17 protein-coding genes are annotated in these 18745 nt (G+C 70.3%); 8 read left to right on the forward strand and 9 right to left on the reverse strand.

Going from position 1 to position 18745, the window contains the following annotated elements:
* Window positions 1-79: 79 nt before the first annotated feature.
* The 3 genes from ACFYZQ_RS25405 (at window position 80) to ACFYZQ_RS25415 (ending at window position 1652) form a co-directional block, all read left to right on the forward strand.
* Complete coding sequence (locus ACFYZQ_RS25405) at window positions 80-628, forward strand: hypothetical protein (RefSeq protein ID WP_389151859.1); 549 nt, start codon at window positions 80-82, stop codon at window positions 626-628.
* 119 nt (window positions 629-747) lie between these two features.
* Complete coding sequence (locus ACFYZQ_RS25410; protein ID WP_389152263.1) at window positions 748-939, forward strand: hypothetical protein; 192 nt, start codon at window positions 748-750, stop codon at window positions 937-939.
* 2 nt (window positions 940-941) lie between these two features.
* Window positions 942-1652 carry a hypothetical protein gene (locus ACFYZQ_RS25415; RefSeq protein ID WP_389151862.1) on the forward strand — a complete coding sequence of 237 codons (711 nt, stop codon included), beginning with the start codon at window positions 942-944 and terminating at the stop codon, window positions 1650-1652.
* A 221-nt stretch (window positions 1653-1873) separates the two neighbouring features.
* Here ACFYZQ_RS25415 and pyk read toward each other — a convergent pair whose 3' ends face one another.
* From pyk to pta, 3 genes are all read right to left on the reverse strand, one after another.
* Window positions 1874-3301, reverse strand: a complete 1428-nt coding sequence (pyk, locus tag ACFYZQ_RS25420; RefSeq protein WP_389151865.1) for a pyruvate kinase — start codon at window positions 3299-3301, stop codon at window positions 1874-1876.
* Between the two features lie 99 nt (window positions 3302-3400).
* The gene (locus ACFYZQ_RS25425) at window positions 3401-4612 is read right to left on the reverse strand and encodes an acetate kinase (RefSeq protein ID WP_389151868.1); all 1212 of its coding nucleotides are present in this window, start codon (window positions 4610-4612) and stop codon (window positions 3401-3403) included.
* Entirely contained in the window at window positions 4609-6699 is a 2091-nt protein-coding gene (gene pta, locus ACFYZQ_RS25430; protein WP_389151871.1) for a phosphate acetyltransferase, read from the reverse strand. The genes ACFYZQ_RS25425 and pta overlap by 4 nt, the downstream gene beginning before the upstream one ends.
* 247 nt (window positions 6700-6946) lie before the next feature.
* Here pta and ACFYZQ_RS25435 point away from each other — a divergent pair, with 247 nt between their 5' ends.
* The gene (locus ACFYZQ_RS25435; RefSeq protein WP_388802139.1) at window positions 6947-7972 is read left to right on the forward strand and encodes an ATP-dependent 6-phosphofructokinase; all 1026 of its coding nucleotides are present in this window, start codon (window positions 6947-6949) and stop codon (window positions 7970-7972) included.
* A 64-nt stretch (window positions 7973-8036) separates the two neighbouring features.
* On the opposite strand, the gene ACFYZQ_RS25440 is transcribed toward ACFYZQ_RS25435, so the two are convergent.
* Entirely contained in the window at window positions 8037-8711 is a 675-nt protein-coding gene (locus ACFYZQ_RS25440; protein WP_389151873.1) for an XRE family transcriptional regulator, read from the reverse strand.
* Window positions 8712-8986: 275 nt separating this feature from the next.
* Entirely contained in the window at window positions 8987-9868 is an 882-nt protein-coding gene (locus ACFYZQ_RS25445) for a 5'-methylthioadenosine/S-adenosylhomocysteine nucleosidase (protein WP_389151876.1), read from the reverse strand.
* Between the two features lie 33 nt (window positions 9869-9901).
* On the opposite strand from ACFYZQ_RS25445, the gene ACFYZQ_RS25450 reads away from it, so the two are divergent.
* The gene (locus tag ACFYZQ_RS25450; protein WP_389151879.1) at window positions 9902-10459 is read left to right on the forward strand and encodes a hypothetical protein; all 558 of its coding nucleotides are present in this window, start codon (window positions 9902-9904) and stop codon (window positions 10457-10459) included.
* 4 nt (window positions 10460-10463) lie between these two features.
* Here the strand turns inward: ACFYZQ_RS25450 and ACFYZQ_RS25455 are convergent, their stop codons facing one another.
* Both ACFYZQ_RS25455 and ACFYZQ_RS25460 read right to left on the reverse strand, forming a co-directional pair.
* The gene (locus tag ACFYZQ_RS25455; RefSeq protein WP_389151882.1) at window positions 10464-11165 is read right to left on the reverse strand and encodes a response regulator; all 702 of its coding nucleotides are present in this window, start codon (window positions 11163-11165) and stop codon (window positions 10464-10466) included.
* A complete protein-coding gene (locus ACFYZQ_RS25460; protein WP_389151885.1) occupies window positions 11162-12796 on the reverse strand; it encodes an ATP-binding protein in 1635 nt (544 codons plus the stop codon). The genes ACFYZQ_RS25455 and ACFYZQ_RS25460 overlap by 4 nt, the downstream gene beginning before the upstream one ends.
* A gap of 153 nt (window positions 12797-12949) precedes the next feature.
* Between ACFYZQ_RS25460 and ACFYZQ_RS25465 the strand changes: the two genes are divergently transcribed.
* Window positions 12950-14341 carry a cation:dicarboxylate symporter family transporter gene (locus ACFYZQ_RS25465; RefSeq protein WP_389151888.1) on the forward strand — a complete coding sequence of 464 codons (1392 nt, stop codon included), beginning with the start codon at window positions 12950-12952 and terminating at the stop codon, window positions 14339-14341.
* Window positions 14342-14588: 247 nt separating this feature from the next.
* On the opposite strand, the gene ACFYZQ_RS25470 is transcribed toward ACFYZQ_RS25465, so the two are convergent.
* On the reverse strand, window positions 14589-15206 hold the full coding sequence (locus ACFYZQ_RS25470; RefSeq protein ID WP_389151890.1) for a TetR/AcrR family transcriptional regulator: 618 nt from the start codon (window positions 15204-15206) through the stop codon (window positions 14589-14591).
* A 119-nt stretch (window positions 15207-15325) separates the two neighbouring features.
* On the opposite strand from ACFYZQ_RS25470, the gene ACFYZQ_RS25475 reads away from it, so the two are divergent.
* Both ACFYZQ_RS25475 and ACFYZQ_RS25480 read left to right on the forward strand, forming a co-directional pair.
* Entirely contained in the window at window positions 15326-17014 is a 1689-nt protein-coding gene (locus tag ACFYZQ_RS25475) for an MFS transporter (protein ID WP_389151893.1), read from the forward strand.
* A gap of 96 nt (window positions 17015-17110) precedes the next feature.
* Window positions 17111-17875, forward strand: a complete 765-nt coding sequence (locus ACFYZQ_RS25480; protein WP_389151896.1) for a DUF2127 domain-containing protein — start codon at window positions 17111-17113, stop codon at window positions 17873-17875.
* Between the two features lie 155 nt (window positions 17876-18030).
* Here ACFYZQ_RS25480 and ACFYZQ_RS25485 read toward each other — a convergent pair whose 3' ends face one another.
* On the reverse strand, window positions 18031-18675 hold the full coding sequence (locus ACFYZQ_RS25485) for a dihydrofolate reductase family protein (protein ID WP_389151899.1): 645 nt from the start codon (window positions 18673-18675) through the stop codon (window positions 18031-18033).
* Window positions 18676-18745: the final 70 nt, after the last annotated feature.

Consider the following 18745-nt stretch of genomic DNA (forward strand, 5'->3'; position numbering starts at 1 on the left):
GCGAGCCGGATTCTTCAGCGGGACGCCAGGCTGCCCAGGGGGACGATGCGGTGGTAACTACGGCGGGGGTGCACTGCGGATGACCGCTCTCTTCGACGGCCTCGACAGGCTGGAGCTCGACGCGCACACACGCCGCTGGTCGGCGCCGGAGGTGGCGCGCGCCGACGGGTCGGTGAGTCACTGGATCGCCGCGGCGCAGATGTTCGCCGCTCGCATCCAGGAGGACCCGGTCCGGCTGACGGACGAGCAGTGGCGTGCGGTCGGCGAGGCATGGTCGGCGCTGCTGGCCGCTGCCGAGCGAGCGACTGGTGCACAGCACAACGAATGGCTGCTGCGCGACCTGTGGCTCAGGGCTTCCTTGCTCAAGGCGGTGGGAGCGAGGAGTGACGTCTCGCTGCTCGATCCATGGCCCGTGCTCGACCGGGCTCTCGACGTTATGCCGATGGACCGGGTAACGGCAGCCGCACTGGCTCCTCGGTGGCGTGAGTTGGAACGCTCGCAGATCCTCTTCCTGCGGATGGTCCGCCGACTGCTCAACCCCGGACGCACCCTGGCGCATCTGCTGCAGGGGCACCCGCGCTGGATCGAGTTCGAGGCGTGGCAGCGGATGGCCGACGACCTGCCGTAGTTGCGGCAAGAGCTGAGGGGGCGCCCCCTGTCCTGTCACAGTGGGCGCCCTCAGCACCGTACAAAACCTCTCGGCCGAGCCCTCAGCTCCCGGCCCCACCCATGTGGTGCACCCGAACCATGTTCGTGGTGCCCGGCACCCCAGGAGGCGAGGCCGCGGTGATGAAGATGATGTCGAAGACCGACAACACCGCCCAGGGGAGCGCGGTCACATCCAAGTGGGTCGTCGTGCAGCTCAAGTACATCGGCAAGAAGGTCGCTCAGCACCGGCAGGGCAAGTGGGTCGTGTACACCTCTTATCTGGAGGGATGACGATGGCACACGAGCCGGAGAGCGGCGGCGAGGGAGACTTCCTCGAGGACCTCTACACGACGGACATCGGGCTGACCTGGCTGGCCTCGCAATGGGAGGTGCTGGAGTACTTCTACAAGGAGCACGTCCCGTCTGACTCCGACGAGGGCCCCGCCGTGGTGTGGCTCAGGATCGCGGAGTCGTCGGTCGAGGAGTTCGACCGCTCAAAGGCCGCCCAGCTCGGCCAAGACGTCGAGCGGCTGCTGTGCTCCCCACTGACGGACGAGACGATCCGCACGGTGTGGCTCGCAGCCACCCACGGGGTCTTCGATCCGAGGGAGCACGGCATGAGCACCGGTGCCTGGCTGCGGAAGGCCGAAGAGGCATGGCTGGCACGGGTGCGCCTGGACGATCCGGGGTTCGTCCCCCCGCCGCCGCAGCCGGTGGTGGACGAGGAGCTGCGGCGGGCTGTCCTGGGGGTGATCCACCCGGTCGCGGAACGACTGAGCCTCGCGGTCGAGAATCCGCCGTTCGGCATCCCGGTGACCGGCCTTGTCCCCGCGCTGGAGCGGGTGGTCACCGAGTGCTGCGCGGACCTCGGCTACCGGCTGTTCCTGCGTGCCATGAAGGCGTACCACGTAGCGGCCGACCGGCCGGTCCTGGTAGCCCTCGGTGAGCGTTTCGGCTACCCGCGATGGGTCGTACCCGAGGGGCTCAACGATCGGGCCGACTGACGCTCGGGGCGCAGGGGCGGGTGGACAGACGCCAGTCCGCCCGCCCCTGCGGCACACACAGAGCCTGGCACCCACATGGCGCACCCCGGCCCGCAGCCCAGTTCCGTGACGCCGTGGATGGCCGTCGACCTGCCGTAGGTTTCGCGGCAAGAGCTGAGGGCGCCCCCTGTCCTGTCACAGGGGACGCCCTCACCGCCGTACAAAGCCCCGCGGTCGAACCGTCAGCTCCCGTCGCCCCCCATGTGGTGCACCCGCACCATGTTCGTCGTCCCCGGCACCCCAGGAGGCGAGCCAGCGGTGATGATCATGATGTCGCCCGGGTTGAAGCGGCCCAGCTTGGCCAGTTCCGCGTCGACCATGTCCACCATCTCGTCGGTGCTGTTGACGAAGGGCACGACGTGGGACTCCACGCCCCAGCTCAGGGAGAGCTGGTTGCGGGTGCCCTCGTCGGTGGTGAAGGCGAGGATCGGCTGGGCCGCGCGGTAGCGGGAGAGGCGGCGGGCCGTGTCGCCGGACTTGGTGAAGGCGATCAGGCCCCGGCCGCCGAGGAAGTCGGCGATCTCGCAGGCCGCGCGGGCCACCGAACCGCCCTGGGTGCGCGGCTTCTTGCCCGGGACCAGCGGCTGCAGGCCCTTGGAGAGGAGCTCCTGCTCGGCCGCGACGACGATCTTCGACATCGTCTTGACGGTCTCGATCGGGTACGCGCCCACGCTCGACTCGGCCGACAGCATGACCGCGTCGGCGCCGTCCAGGATCGCGTTGGCGACGTCCGAGGCCTCGGCGCGGGTCGGGCGGGAGTTGGTGATCATCGACTCCATCATCTGGGTCGCCACGATCACCGGCTTGGCGTTGCGCCGGCACAGCTCGATGAGGCGCTTCTGCACCATGGGGACCTTCTCGAGCGGGTACTCGACGGCGAGGTCGCCACGGGCGACCATCACACCGTCGAACGCCATCACGACGTCCTCCATGTTCTCCACCGCCTGCGGCTTCTCCACCTTGGCGATGACCGGGACGCGGCGGCCCTCCTCGTCCATCACCTTGTGGACGTCCTGGACGTCCTTGGCGTCCCGCACGAAGGACAGCGCGACCAGGTCGCAGCCCATGCGCAGCGCGAACCGCAGGTCCTCGACGTCCTTCTCGCTCAGCGCGGGCACGTTCACGGCCGCGCCGGGCAGGTTGATGCCCTTGTGGTCGGAGACCACGCCGCCCTCGATGACGATCGTCCGCACCCGGGGGCCCTCGACGTCCACGACCTTCAGCTCGACGTTGCCGTCGTTGATCAGGATCTGGTCGCCGCGCTCGACGTCACCGGGCAGGCCCTTGTACGTCGTACCGCAGATCTGCTTGTCGCCGGGCACGTCCTCGGTGGTGATGACGAACTCGTCACCCCGCTCGAGCTCGACCGGACCCTCGGCGAAGGTCTCCAGACGGATCTTCGGGCCCTGCAGGTCGGCGAGGACACCGATGGCCCGGCCGGTCTCCTTGGAGGCGGCCCGGACGCGGTCGTACCGCGCCTGGTGCTCGGCGTGCGTGCCGTGGCTGAAGTTGAACCGGGCAACATTCATGCCGGCCTCGATCATCGAGACGAGCATGTCGTGGGAGTCGACCGCGGGGCCGAGAGTACAGACGATTTTCGAACGGCGCATGGGGCGATCCTATCGGTTTGTTTCGCTACGGAATATTCCGTCTGGTGGAAGAGACAAATGAGTTGGATGCTGCTCAGTTGTTCAGCTGGGTTGTTCAGCTCAGTTGTTCTTTCTGACCAGTGCGTAGGTCTGCGTCGCGATCTCCAGTTCCTCGTCCGTCGGTACCACGGCGACCGCCACCCGGGCCTGCGCGGGCGAGATCAGTCGCGGCTCGTCGCCGCGTACGGCGTTGAGCTCGCCGTCCACGGCCAGGCCGAGGCCCTCCAGGCCCGCGACCGCAGCCTCGCGCACCGCGCTAGCGTTTTCACCGACTCCTGCTGTAAAGGCGATTGCGTCCACCCGGCCGAGAACCGCGTAATAGGCGCCGATGTACTTCTTCAAGCGGTGAATGTAGATGTCGAAGGCGAGTCGTGCCTCTTCGTCGCCCTCGTCGATCCGGCGGCGGATCTCCCGCATGTCATTGTCCCCGCACAGACCGAACAGCCCGCTCCTCTTGTTGAGAAGAGTGTCGATCTCGTCCATGGACATTCCGCCAACGCGCGCCAAATGGAAGATGACCGCCGGATCCACATCACCGGATCGCGTACCCATCACGAGCCCCTCCAAGGGGGTCAGCCCCATGGAGGTGTCCACGCACCGGCCCTTCTCGACCGCAGAGGCCGACGCGCCGTTGCCGAGGTGCAGCACGATGACGTTGACCTCGGACGGGTCCTTGCCCAGCAGCCGCGCGGTCGCCCGGGACACGTACGCGTGCGACGTGCCGTGGAAGCCATACCGCCGGATACGGTGCCGGTCCGCGACCTTCGGGTCGATCGCGTAGCGGGCCGCGGACTCCGGCATGGTGGTGTGGAACGCGGTGTCGAAGATGGCGATCTGCGGCAGGTCCGGGCGCAGTGTCATGGCCGTGCGGATGCCGGTGAGGTTGGCCGGGTTGTGCAGCGGTGCGACGGGGATCAGCCGCTCGATCTCGGAGAGCACCTCGTCGTCGATGACGGTGGGCTCGGTGAAGAACATCCCGCCGTGCACCACCCGGTGCCCGATCGCGGCGAGTTCGGGGGAGTCCAGGCCCAGACCGTCCCTGCTCAGCTCCTCGGCGACCGCCTTCAGGGCGGCGTCGTGGTCGGCGATCGGGCCGTTGTGTTCACGGGTGTCGGCGGTGGAGACGCAGGTGTGCTTGAGCCGCGAGGTCTGCTCGCCGATGCGCTCCACCAGGCCCACCGCCAGCCGGCTGCTGTCCCGCATGTCCAGCAGCTGGTACTTCACCGAGGAGGAGCCTGAGTTGAGGACGAGGACGCGGGTGGGAGAGGTCACTGCTCGGACGCCTTCTCGCTGGGGTTCTGGGCCTGGATCGCCGTGATGGCGACGGTGTTGACGATGTCCTGGACGAGCGCGCCGCGGGACAGGTCGTTGACCGGCTTGCGCAGGCCCTGCAGGACCGGGCCGACGGCGATCGCGCCGGCCGAGCGCTGCACGGCCTTGTAGGTGTTGTTGCCGGTGTTGAGGTCCGGGAAGATCAGCACGCTGGCCTGTCCCGCGACCTCGGAGCCCGGCAGCTTGGTGGCCGCGACGCTCGGCTCCACGGCGGCGTCGTACTGGATCGGCCCCTCGATCTTCAGGTCGGGCCGGCGTGCGCGGGCCAGCTCGGTCGCCTCGCGCACCTTGTCGACGTCGGCGCCCGTACCGGAGGTGCCGGTCGAGTACGACAGCATCGCGATCCGCGGCTCCACCCCGAACTGCTGTGCGGTGGCGGCCGACTGGATGGCGATGTCGGCGAGCTGCTCGGCGTTCGGGTCGGGGTTGACCGCGCAGTCGCCGTAGACCAGCACCTTGTCGGCGAGGCACATGAAGAACACGGACGAGACGATCGACGACTCCGGCTTGGTCTTGATGATCTCGAACGCGGGCCGGATCGTGGCCGCCGTCGAGTGCACGGACCCCGAGACCATGCCGTCGGCGAGCCCCTTCTGCACCATCAGCGTGCCGAAGTAGTTGACGTCGGAGACGACGTCGTACGCCAGCTCCACCGTCACCCCCCTGTGCGCCCGCAGCAGGGCGTACTCCTCGGCGAAGGAGTCGCGCAGCTCGGAGGTGGCCGGGTCGATCACCTGGGTGTCGCCGAGGTCGATGCCCAGGTCGGCGGCCTTCTTGCGGATCCGGTCCACCGGCCCGAGCAGCGTCAGGTCGCACACGCCCCGGCGCAGCAGCACCTCGGCCGCGTGCAGCACCCGCTCCTCGGTGCCCTCCGGCAGCACGACCCGCCGCCTGTCCGAGCGGGCCTGCTCGAGGAGCTTGTGCTCGAACATCATCGGGGTGAGCCGGTCGCTGCTTGGCGCGGAGACGCGCCGTGCCAGGTCGGCGGTGTCGGCGTACCGCTCGAACAGGCCGAGCGCGGTCTCCGCCTTGCGCGGGGTGGCCGCGTTCAGCTTTCCCTCCAGGGAGAACAGATGCTCTGCGGTGGGGAAGCTGGTGCCGGACACGGACAGCACCGGGGTGCCGGGGGCGAGACGGGCGGCCAGCGTGAGGATCTCCTCGCTCGGCACCTCGTTCAGGGTGAGCAGCACCCCGGCGATCGGCGGAGTGCCGGCGCTGTGCGCGGCCAGTGAGCCCACGACCAGATCGGCCCGGTCGCCCGGGGTGACCACCATGCAGCCCGGCGTGAGGGCGGCGAGGAAGTTCGGCAGCATCGCGCCGCCGAAGACGAACCCCAGCGCGTCCCGGGCCAGCCCCGAGTCGTCCCCGAGCACCACCTTGGCGCCGAGGGACTGCCCGATCTGGGCGACCGTCGGGGCGGACAGCGCGGGCTCGTCCGGGATGACGTAGCAGGGCACCGGCAGCCGGGAGACGATCCGCTCGGCGATCTCGTCCCGGTCCTCGCGTGCCACCCGGTTCGCGACCATGGCCAGCACGTCGCAGCCCAGCCCGTCGTACGCCCGGTAGGCGTTGCGCGTCTCCGCGAGCACCGACTCGGCGGTCTGCCTGCGCCCGCCGACCACCGGGATCACGGACGCGCCGAACTCGTTCGCCAGCCGGGCGTTCAGGGACAGCTCGTCCGGGACCAGGGTGTCGGCGAAGTCGGTGCCGAGGACGAGGACGACGTCGAAGTCCCGGGCTACCCGGTGGAAGCGCTCCACGAGCGCGGACACCAGCTCGTCCGTGCCCTGCTCGGCCTGGAGCGCGGAGGCCTCCTGGTAGTCCATGCCGTACACGGTCACCGGGTCCTGGGCCAGCCGGTAGCGGGCACGCAGCAGCTCGAACAGGCGGTCGGGTCCGTCGTGGACGAGGGGACGGAAGACGCCGACCCGGTCGACCTGCCGGGTCAATAGCTCCATGACCCCCAGCTCGACGACCTGGCGGCCGTCGCCGCGGTCGATCCCGGTCACGTACACGCTGCGGGTCACGTGCGCTCTCCCTCTGTCATCTCGCTGTCGTATCGCGGTCGTCTCGTGGTCCGTCGCATGGCCGGAAAAATCGCCCACCAGGGTGAGCAGAACCCTCTTGACGGTACCCCTGCGGCTGGGTAAGGCGCCCGTCAGTGCCGAGGGCCGCAGGGGGTCGCCGGGGCAGTACGGGCGCCGGGTGCCTGTGGGGACATGAAACAATCGGACTGGCTCACCGGTACCCACAGCGAGCAGGAGACACAGCACGATGCGCATCGGAGTTCTCACCGCAGGCGGCGACTGCCCCGGCCTGAACGCCGTGATCCGGTCGGTCGTGCACCGGGCGGTCGCTCACTACGGCGACGAGGTCATCGGCTTCGAAGACGGCTACCGGGGCCTGCTCGACCGCCACTACCGCACCCTCGACCTGGACGACGTGGGCGGCATCCTGGCTCGCGGCGGCACCATCCTCGGCTCCTCCCGCCTGCAGCGCGACCGGCTGCGCGAGGCCTGCGAGCGGGCCACGGACATGGTCGAGGAGTTCGGGATCGACGCGCTGATCCCGATCGGCGGCGAGGGCACGCTGACCGCGGCGCGCATGCTGTCCGACGCGGGCCTGCCGGTCGTCGGCGTCCCGAAGACGATCGACAACGACATCTCCTCCACCGACCGTACCTTCGGCTTCGACACGGCCGTCGGTGTCGCCACCGAGGCGATGGACCGCCTCAAGACCACCGCCGAGTCCCACCAGCGCGTGATGGTGGTCGAGGTCATGGGCCGCCACGCCGGCTGGATCGCCCTGGAGTCCGGCATGGCCGCCGGCGCCCACGGCATCTGCCTGCCCGAGCGCCCCTTCGACCCCGCCGACCTGGTCAAGATGGTCGAGGAGCGGTTCGCCCGCGGAAAGAAGTTCGCGGTCGTCTGCGTCGCCGAGGGCGCGCACCCGGCCGAGGGCACCATGGACTACACCAAGGGTGAGATCGACCAGTTCGGCCACGAGCGCTTCCAGGGCATCGGCACCGCCCTGGCGTACGAGCTGGAGCGCCGGCTCGGCAAGGAGGCCAAGCCGGTCATCCTCGGCCACGTCCAGCGCGGCGGCGTACCGACCGCGTACGACCGCGTCCTCGCGACCCGCTTCGGCTGGCACGCCGTGGAGGCCGCGCACCGTGGTGAGTTCGGGCGGATGACGGCCCTGCGCGGGACGGACATCGTGATGGTGCCGTTGGCGGAGGCGGTGACGGAGCTGAAGACCGTACCGAAGGACCGCATGGACGAGGCGGAGTCCGTCTTCTAGAGCTTTCGGTCTTCTAGAGCCCCCGGTCTTTTGGAGTTCCTGGTCTTCTGGAGCCCCCGCACTTCTACAGGTCCTGGGGGCTGTCCTCCACCCTCGACCAGAAGTGCTCCACGATCCGGTCGAGGAAGTCACGCCCGTCGCCGCCCTGTCGCTGGTACTCCTGGTGCAGTCCGTGCAGCGCAGCCGTCAGCACGCGCCGGTCCAGCGGCACGATCCGGCTCACCGGCCGGACGCACGCCTGCCAGCGCATGGTCACCGCCCTGTGCAGCAGGTCGGCCAGCTTCCCGGCGCGGCCGGTGACGCCGATGAAGTCGGCCAGGGACAGCTCCAGCAGGCCGGCGAGGGCGGCGGACTGCCGGTCGGTGCCGCGCCACGCGTCGTGCTCCTCCATGTGCAGATAGGCGAGGAGCTCCAGCCCGACGGTGCCCGCGACGTCCTCCGGCGCGAGCCCCCGGGCGATCCGGTGCTCCCGCAGCGTCCGCGGCCGGCCGGCGAGTTCCCCCGGCGAACACCACAGCACGGCCGCGAGCGCGGTGACCTCGGAACCGCTCGGCGAGGCGAGCCCACGCTCCCAGGCCATGACGAGATCCGGGGTGACATACGGCAGCCCGAACGACGCGCGCATGCCGTAGGCGACATGCTCGGGCCCCATACCGAGGGCGGCACGGAGTCTTCGGGCGGCGGGGGCGTCGAAAGGCGGTCCTGGCGGTACCGGTCGGGCTGAGAGCGGTTTGCGCACGCGCTCAAACTAGGGGGATGAGCAGGGGTTGGCTACGCTCTGTCCGGCCAGGATCACTTATCGTAGGAAGATACGGTTCCGGCCTGGTGTGCGGGTGGCTGCAACTGATCCTTCCGGGGGGACGGTCACCCGAAGGGCAAGGTAAAGGGGCATATGCGCAAGCCACTTTCCGGCCCGCCCCGGCAGGCCCGACCGACTCCCCGGCGCACCACGCGCTGTCCTGACCGGCGGCGCAAACTGTACGTTCCGCTCGCGCGTCGGTGAACTGGGGTCTCCTACCGCCCTCGTGTCCGCTTCCCGACGACCGGCCCGTAGAAGGTACCGCCCCGGAAGTCGAGGTGATCGCCCTCATAAACCGCTCGGGGACCCTCCTCGGAGCCGACGGAGCCGACGGAGCCGACGGAGCCGACGGAGCCGACGGAGCCGCCGTCCCGCGGCCCGTACTTCCGCAGTGCCGCCACCGCCACCGAAGCCGCCTGCCCCGCGGCCCTCTCCTGCGAACCCCCGGCGTCCGCATCGGACTTGCGCGCATCGGCCCGGTCGCTGATGCCGCGGACGACGAGGGCGTCCACCTGCCCGCACAGATGCGCCGCGTGGGCCGCCCCGGAGCCCTCCATCTCGATCGCGGCGGCGTCGTTGTAGTGCTGCCGGACGTACCGGGCGATCTCCGCCCCGGCGTCCGCCAGGACGATGTCACCGGTGGCGATCGGCTTGAAGTGCGCCCGTACATCGGGCATGTCCCGCACCGCGGAACGCGCGGCCTGGACGAGCGCGTTCGAGCCGAACCAGGCCTCGGGGCGGACGAGGGGCCCCTCGGCGGTCACCTTGGCCCCGTGGACGCCGTACACCTTCGTGCCGACGACGACGTCGCCGATGCCGACGTCGTCCTTGAGACTGCCCGCGACCCCGACGAAGAGGACGGCCCGCGGCCGCAGCCAGTCGATCAGCGAAGCCGTGAGCGCCGCCGCGGCCCTCGCTCCCTCGCCGAGCTCGCCGAGGGCCACCTGCCAGGGGCTGCCGGGCAGTCGTCCCTGTTCGAGGATCGTCCCGTTGCCGGGGTGGACGAGGTCCTGGCGGTCCTCGACATGGGCGCGCACGGCCGCGTACTCCAACGCGAGCGCGGTCAGGACGAGAACGCTGGGCGGTGACTCCGGCACACTCTTAAGGTACTGCCAGGGGAAGGGGTTCGAGTGCCGGAACGAGACGTCACCGTAGGGCAGTTGCTGCTCGCCGAGTACCAGACCGTCAAGGACGAACAGAAGACGCGGATCGGGTTCCGGGACAACCTCCTCTACGTCACGCTCACCGTCGTCGCCGCCGTCATCGCGGCCGCCGCCCAGGCCAAGCGCACGGAGATGCTGCTCGCGCTGCCGCCCGTGTGCGTGGTCCTCGGGTGGACCTACCTGGTCAACGACCAGAAGATCTCCGCGATCGGGGCCTACGTCAGAGGGGAGCTGGGGCCCCGGCTGGCCGCCGTCGCCAGTGCGGACGAGGCGGCCGTCTTCCAGTGGGAGGTCGCCCATCGGACGGACGCCCGCCGTTCCTCCCGCAAGGCCGTGCAGTGCGTCGTCGACCTGCTCGCCTTCTGCGTGGTGCCGCTCGGCGCTCTCGTCGTGTACTGGGCCGGGGGCGGTACCTCGGCGGGGCTGGTCGTCCTGTCGGTGGGCGAGGCGCTCGCGGTCGTGGGCCTGGGGGTCCACATCGTGCTGTACGCGGTGCCGTTCGGGGCGGGGAGCGGCGCCGGGTGACCGGTCACGTCGGCCTGCCCTGCACCCCAGTCACCCACCGGTACACCAACTCCGGCCTCCCCACCTGCCCGTACACCGGCTTCCGCTCCGCCCGAGCCCCCTCCACCAGGTGTTCCAGATACCGGCGGGCGGTGATCCGGGATATGCCCACCGCCTCCGCGACCCCCGCCGCCGTGAGGCCCTCCGGAACCTCCCGCAGGGCCCCGGTCACCCGTTCCAGTGTCGGCCCGCTCAGGCCCTTGGGAAGGGCCGCGGGGCCGGGGGCGCGCAGTGCCGCCAGTGCGCGGTCCACCTCGTCCTGGCCGCTCGCCTCGCCCACCGCCGCGTGGAACTCGGCGTAGCGGACCAGCCGGTCACGCAGTGTGGCGAAGGTGAAGGGCTTCAGGACGTACTGGACCACCCCCAGCGAGACCCCCTCCCGCACCACCGTCAGGTCGCGTGCCGAGGTCACCGCGATCACGTCCGCGTGATGCCCGGCCGCCCGCAGCGACCGGGCCAGCTGCAGCCCGTGGACGTCCGGCAGATGCAGATCGAGCAGCAGCAGATCCACCGGTGTCCGGTCCAGCAGACGCCGCGCCTCCGCCCCGGTGTGCGCCTTGCCCACGGCCGTGAAGCCGGGCACCCGGCCGACGTACATGACGTGCGCGTCCGCCGCTACGGGATCGTCCTCCACCACCAGCACGCGGATGCGCTGCTCGTTCGTCATACGTCGCCTCCAGACACCGCGGACGGCCCGACCGCCGTACGCAACGGCAGCCGGACCCGGAACTCGGCCCCACCGCCGTCGGCCTCCGCCACGGACAGGGTCCCGTCCAGCCGGTGCACGGCCTGCCGGACCAGCGCCAGACCGAGGCCACGTCCGCCCGGCCCCGCCGGCTTGGTGGAGAACCCCCGCTGGAATACCAGGTCGGCATGGTCCGGATCCACACCGGGCCCGGTGTCCGCCACCCGCAGCACCAGGGAGTCCTTCGCGTACGCGGTCACCGTCACCCGCGCCCGCGCGCTGCCTTGGGCCGCGTCCACCGCGTTGTCGATCAGGTTTCCGAGGATGGTGACCAGGTCGCGGGCCGACAGGTCCTCGGGGAGGACACCGTCGTCGAGGCGGCTGTCGTCGGAGACGACCAGCTCCACGCCCCGCTCGTTCGCCTGCGCCGTCTTGCCCAGCAGCAGCGCCGCCAGCACCGGTTCGCTCACCGCCGCCACCACCTGGTCGGTCAGTGCCTGAGCCAGTTCGAGTTCCGCCGTCGCGAAGTCGACCGCCTCTTCCGCACGGCCCAGCTCGATCAGGGAGACCACGGTGTGCAGGCGGTTCGCGGCCTCGTGGGCCTGGGAGCGGAGCGCCTGTGTGAAGCCCCGTTCGGAGTCCAGTTCGCCCATCAGCGACTGCAGCTCGGTCACGTCCCGCAGGGTCACCACCGTGCCCCGGCGTTCACCTCCCGACACCGGTGAGGTGTTCACCACCAGCACCCGGTCCGCCGTCAGGTGCACCTCGTCCACCCTGGGCTCCGACGCCAGCAGCGCGCCGGTCAGCGGCGCGGGCAGGCCGAGGTCCGCGACCGACCGGCCCACCACCTCGTCCTCGGCGCCCACCCCGAGCAGCTCCCGCCCCCCGTCGTTGATCAGCGCCACCCGGAACTGCCCGTCCAGCATGAGCAGCCCCTCGCGCACGGCGTGCAGCGCGGCCTGGTGGTAGTCGTGCATCCGGCTCAGCTCGGCCGCGTTCATGCCGTGGGTGTGACGGCGCAGCCGGGCGTTGACGACGTACGTGCCGACGGCGCCCAGCAGCAGGGTGCCGGCGGCGACCCCGAGCAGGGCCGTGACCTGTCGCTGGACGTGGCGGCTGATCGCCTCGACCCGGATGCCGGCGCTGACCAGTCCGATGACGTGGCCGTTCTCCTCCACCGGGGTCACCGTGCGCACCGAGGCGCCGAGGGTGCCGGTGAAGGTCTCGGTGTAGGTGTTGCCCTGCTGGGCAGCAGTGATGTTACCCAGGTAGCGCTTGCCGATCTCGTTGTGGTCCGGGTGGGTCCAGCGGATCCCGTCCCGGTTCATGATCGTGACGAAGTCGACCTGGGTGTCGCGCATGACCTGCAGGGCGTAGGGCTGGAGGTGCGCGGAGGGGTCCGACGTGTGGATCGCGGCCCGCACCGAGGGTGCGTCCGCGATCGAGCGGGCGACGGCCGTCGCCTGGCGGGTCGCCGCCTCCTCGGCCTGCCTCTGGTCGCTGACGTAGGTGAACAGCGCGTACCCGGCCACGACGACCGCGATCAGCACGGCCTGGACGGCGAAAAGCTGGCCGGCCAGGCTGCGGGGTCGTGGGACGTCCGGGATGCGCATGACGTCAGTCTGCCTCCGGGTTAAGTGTGAACTAAATGAACGGAAGGGTGACCGCCCTCACACGGCAGGGGGATAGTCGCCGCATTCCCCTATAACGCCCGGACGTGAGCCGCACGCCGGTGTTCGCCGACGAAGACGTCAAGGAGGGCAGCCGTGGCCGCCAGCACTCCCGATACGGCACCTGCCGCACCCGCCGTGAAGCGGGACCGTACCCACTACCTGTACATCGCCGTGATCGTCGCGGTCGCGCTCGGTATCGCGGTGGGGCTGATCTGGCCCGATGCCGGAGTCCAGCTCAAGCCGCTCGGCACGGGCTTCGTGAACCTCATCAAGATGATGATCACGCCGATCATCTTCTGCACCATCGTGCTCGGGATCGGCTCCGTCCGTAAGGCCGCCAAGGTCGGTGCCGTCGGCGGTATCGCGCTCGGCTACTTCATGGTGATGTCGCTGGTGGCGCTGACCATCGGTCTCGTCGTCGGTAACGTGCTGCACCCGGGCGACGGTCTGCACATCACCAACGCGATCAAGGCGTCCGGGCACGACCAGGTGTCGCCCGACGCGCTGCCGCCGGTGGACTTCGTGCTGTCGATCATTCCGGTGACCTTCGTGTCCGCCTTCACCTCGGGCCAGGTGCTGCAGACCCTGCTGGTCGCGCTGCTCGCCGGCTTCGCGCTGCAGGCGATGGGCCCGGTCGGGCAGCCGGTGCTGCGCGGTGTCGAGCACATCCAGCGGCTCGTCTTCCGCATCCTCTCCATGGTCATGTGGGCCGCCCCGATCGGCGCCTTCGGCGCCATCGCCGCCGTGGTCGGCTCCTCCGGTGTCGACGCGCTGAAGAGCCTCGCCGTGCTGATGCTCGGCTTCTACGTGACCTGCGTCCTGTTCGTCTTCGTCGTGCTGGGCGCGATGCTGAAGGTCGTCACCGGGCTCAACATCTTCTCGCTGTTCAAGTACCTGGGCCGGGAGTTCCTGCTGATCCTGTCCACCTCCTCCTCCGAGTCCGCGCTGCCGCGGGTCATCGCGAAGCTGGAGCACCTGGGCGTCAGCAAGCCGGTGGTCGGCATCACCATCCCGACCGGCTACTCCTTCAACCTCGACGGCACGATGATCTACATGACCATGGCGTCGCTGTACATCGCGGACGCCCTGGGCACGCCGATGTCCCTCGGTGAGCAGATCCCGCTGCTGCTGTTCCTGCTGGTCGCCTCCAAGGGCGCGGCGGGCGTCAGCGGCGCCGGTCTGGCCACGCTGGCCGGCGGCCTGCAGTCGCACAAGCCCGCGCTGGTCGACGGCGTCGGCCTGATCGTCGGCATCGACCGCTTCATGAGCGAGGCCCGCGCCCTGACGAACTTCGCGGGCAACGCGGTCGCCACCCTGCTGATCGGTACCTGGACCAAGGAGATCGACCGGGACCGCGTGCGCCGGGTGCTCGCCGGTGAGCTGCCGTTCGACGAGACGACCCTGATGGACGAGAACGAGGTCCCGCCGGTCGCGGAGCTGCCGGAGCAGCGCGAGGGCGGCGACAAGGAGCTCGCCAAGGCGTAGGCGCTCCGCTGGTTGCGCGGGGTGACTGCGGAAGCCTCTTCGTCCGCGGGTCGACCGTGGCCGGTCGCGCCCACGCGGCGGAGCCGCATGCCGGCACAGTCCCGCGCCCCTACGGGCGCGTTCCCCCTCCGGCCCCGGACGCCCGGCCCCGCCTGAACCCGGGCCGGGCGCCCGGCCCACCGTCTCCGGGCGGCTGAGACTCCCCCCCGTAAGCTCAGCCGCCCGGAGGCCTATTTCCCTCCGCGACCTACTCGCTCAGCTTCGCCACCAGCGCGGTGGCGGTGGAGGCGGGCACGCCCGCCGCGTTCAGGACACTGATCGCGGCGGAGCGGCCCGCCTCCTGTGCTGTCAGCAGTCCGTCGTTCACCGCTTCCATCAGCGCGAACAGCATCTGCTCGTGCACGTACGCCAGCGCCGCCGGCGGCAGCGGTGAGCTGAAGGTGCCGTCGTCCAGGCCGCGCCGCAGCAGTTCGGCGCAGGACTCGCGGACCGGGGTGAGGCGGTCCCGGATGCCCTGCACGGTGACCGTGCGCTGGGCCAGCGCGACCAGCAGGCGGTAGCGGTCGGCGATCTCCCAGACGGCGAGCACGGACCGCGCCACCGCCTCCGCCGGGTCGTCGACGCCTTCCCGGCCTGCCGCGTGGGCGGCCGCCAGCGACTCCACCGCGCCGTCGACGAGCGTGCAGATCAGCGCCTCACGGCTCGGGAAGTGCCCGTACACCGTCCGCCGTACGACTCCCGCGGCGCGCGCGATCTGGTCCATGGAGGCGTCGGGGTCGCGCAGCAGCTCGGCGAGGGCGACGTCGAGGATGCGGCGCCGGTTCGCGTCGGCGCGGCTGGTGTTACCCGTGGTCATGACCTTCATTCTGCACTCCCCTGGACTTGCACAGCGATGTGCAACGGCGTACATTGCACATCGTTGTGCAATTGCACGGCCTTGTGCAAGTCCCTGTGCACGTTCGTTGAGGAAGGCGACCCCTGCCTATGCGACTCGTCATGACCGAACCGGTCGAAAGGACGGAACGCCCCTACGCCCGGCGCTGGTGGGCGCTCCTCGTGCTCTGCCTGAGCCTGCTGATCATCGTGATGGCCAACACCGCCCTCACGGTCGCCGCACCGGACATGACCAGCGACCTCGGCCTGTCCGGCGCCGACCTGCAGTGGGTGATCGACGGCTACACCGTCCCGTACGCCGCGCTGATGCTGCTGCTCGGCGCGATCGGCGACAAGTACAGCCGCCGGGGCGCGCTCCTCCTCGGGCTCGTCGTGTTCGGCGGCGGGGCCGTCTCCGGCTACCTCGCCGACAGCGCCGCGGCCGTCATCGCCGCCCGCGCCGTGATGGGCGTCGGCGCCGCGCTGATCATGCCCGCCACCCTGTCCCTGCTGGCCGCGACCTTTCCGCGCGCCGAACGGGCCAAGGCCATCACGCTCTGGACCGCGACCGCGGGTCTCGCCATCGCCGCCGGTCCGGTGGTCGCGGGCGCGCTGCTGAAGGACCACGGCTGGTCGTCGACGTTCCTGATCAACGTGCCGATCGCCGCCGTCGCGATCGTCGGCGCCCTCGCCCTCGTACCGCCGTCCAAGGCCGGTCACCACGACCGGATCGACTACGTCGGCGGAGTGCTGTCGGTGATCTGGACCGGCTCCCTGGTCTACATGATCATCGAGGGGCCGCACTTCGGCTGGGACGTCAAGGCGGTGACGGCCGCGGTCGTCGCCGGCGTGGGCTTGCTGGCCTTCGTCGCCTGGGAACTGCGCCACCCCCGCCCGATCCTCGACGTGCGCCGCTTCGCGCACCGCCGGTTCGCGGGCTCCAACCTCGCCGTGGCCCTCTTCTTCCTGGCCGTCTTCGGCGCCTTCTACTACCTCACCCAGCACCTGCAGTTCGTCCTCGGCTACGACGCCCTCGCCACCGGCGTCCGCATGCTGCCGCTCGCCGGAGCCGTGTTCGTCGGCTCGGCGCTCACCGGCTGGCTGACCCCGCGCGTCGGCATGAAGTGGACGGTCACCGCGGGCATGGTCGGCGGTACGGCGGCGCTGGCGCTGCTGACCCGGGTGGACGCCGCGTCCTCGTACGGCGACCTCGTCGCGCCCCTGATCGTCCTCGGCCTGGCCATCGGCCTCGCGCTCTCGCCCTGCACGGACGCGATCATGGGGGCGTTCCCCGAGTCGGAACTCGGGGTCGGCGGCGCGGTCAACGACACCTCGCTGGAACTCGGCGGCTCACTCGGCATCGCGATCCTCGGCTCGCTGCTGTCCACGTCGTACGCCGACCACCTCACCGACGCCACCGCGGGCCGGGGACTCCCGGCGGGCGCCCTGGCCACCGCGCAGGACTCGGTCGGCGCCGGGTACGCGGTCGCGCAGGGCATCGGTGACAAGGCCCGGCAGGTCGCCGCGCAGGCGGCGCAGGCGAGCGATCCGCAGCAGGCCGCCCAGCTCAAGCAGCAGGCTGCCCAGCTCTCCGCCGGCGCACGGCAGATGACCGACGCGGTCGGCGCCTCTTTCTCCGACGCCGTCGCCCACACCAGCCTGGTCGGCGCGGTGATCCTGGGCGTGGGCACGCTGCTGGTGGCGGTACTCCTGCCGCGCGGCGCCGCCCGGGACGCGGAGGCGGCGGAGCCGGCGGAAGACGAGGTGACGGAGCTGGTGGGCAGCCGCGCCGAGAACTGAGACCTCCCGGCAGGCGTCTTCCCCACCGATGCACTACCGTGCCGTGCCGGATCGACTGGCACGGCACGGCCGTATGTACGTATGGAGGCACGGGGGATGAAGATCGACTGGGACCGGCGGACCTGCGCCCGCAAGGGGCATGTCACGTATGCGCCGGACGACCCGAGGCTGCGGGTACGGCTGCACGCCCAGACCGCGCTCGGGGACGTCTGGCGCTGCCTGCGCTGCGGGGACTTCGTGCTCGGCGAGCCGCACGGCTCCGGGCCGGCCGCCGACGCCCCGCTGGTGCCGCGCGGAAAGGTGCTGCGGGACCTGTTCATCCTCCGCTTCCTGGCGGTCGAGCGGGCCGTGCGCGGGGTGTTCATCGTGCTGGTCGCGGTGGCGGTGTGGAAGTTCAGCAACAGCCAGGACGCGGTGCGCCGCCTCTTCAACGAGAACCTCGACGTCTTCCGACCGGTCTTCAGACATTTCCACTACGACCTCGACCACTCCCCGGTCGTCGGCTCCATCCAGAAGGCCTTCGGCTACAAGCACTCCACGCTGCTGCTGGTCGCGGCCCTGCTGCTGGCCTACGCCCTGATCGAGCTCGTCGAGGCGGTCGGCCTGTGGTACGCCAAACGCTGGGCGGAGTACCTCACGGTGGTCGCCACGGCCGCGTTCCTCCCCCTGGAGATCTACGAACTCACCGAGAAGGTCAGCTATCTGAAGATCGCCACGCTGGTCCTCAACATCCTCGCCGTCCTCTACATCGCCCTCGCCAAGCGCCTGTTCGGCCTCCGCGGCGGTCGCCGGGCCTTCGACGAGGAACGGCACAGCGCGTCGCTGATGGAGGTGGAGGAATCGGCCGGCCTGGTGGTCTGAGCAGTCGGACACCGATCGCCACCAGGGGCACGCCTTGTCGATCAGGGGTCGGCCGCCCTGGCGCGGGGAACGCGTCCGCATCCGCAGCCAGAAGGGCGTCCGCCGGGACGGACGCCCTTCCAGCAGTCGCACCTGAACTCCAGTGGGCCCGCGCGTCACCTTCGCCAGAACAGGTGGTGCGTCACACCGCTCGGGCTGGGCACGACCTCCAGGTGGAATCGGTCGAGCAGCTCATCGGGTGATTCCCACAGCCGTAGCCCGGACCCGAGCTCTACCGGCGAGACCACCACATGCATGGTGTCGACGAGGTCGGCAGCAAGGAACTGCCGGATGGTGGTGACCCCGCCGCCGAGTCGGACGTCCCGGCCCTGCGCCGCTTCCCGCGCCCGTTCGAGGACCGTGGCCGGGGCGCCGTCGACGAAGTGGAACGTGGTGTCGGAGAGCGTGAACGACGGACGCTCGTGATGGGTCATGACGAACACCGGTGTGTGGAACGGGGGCTCCTGCCCCCACCAGCCCCGCCACTCATGATCCTGCCAGGGCCCGCGCTGGGGCCCGAACTTGTTGCGGCCCATGATCTCGGCACCGATGTTGCGGGCGAAGTCTCGCGTGAAGTAGTCGTCGAGGCCCCGGCTCCCCCCGTGATCCGTGCGCATGGGCCAGCTCGCTGTTGCTCCGGCCCAGGCGAACAGCCTCTCGGGGTGGTCAAGTCCGAACGGCCGCTCCAGACTCTGGTGCTCACCGGCACCGATTCCGTCACTCGAGACGTTGAAGTTCATGACGCGCAGTAGTTGATCCACGTGGTTCCTCGTCAGGTAGTGGCACCTCGTACGGCAAGCCGCCGCACATCATGACGTCGAACGGGACGTG

The organism is Streptomyces sp. NPDC001843 (genome assembly GCF_042891955.1).
Lineage (GTDB): Bacteria > Actinomycetota > Actinomycetes > Streptomycetales > Streptomycetaceae > Streptomyces.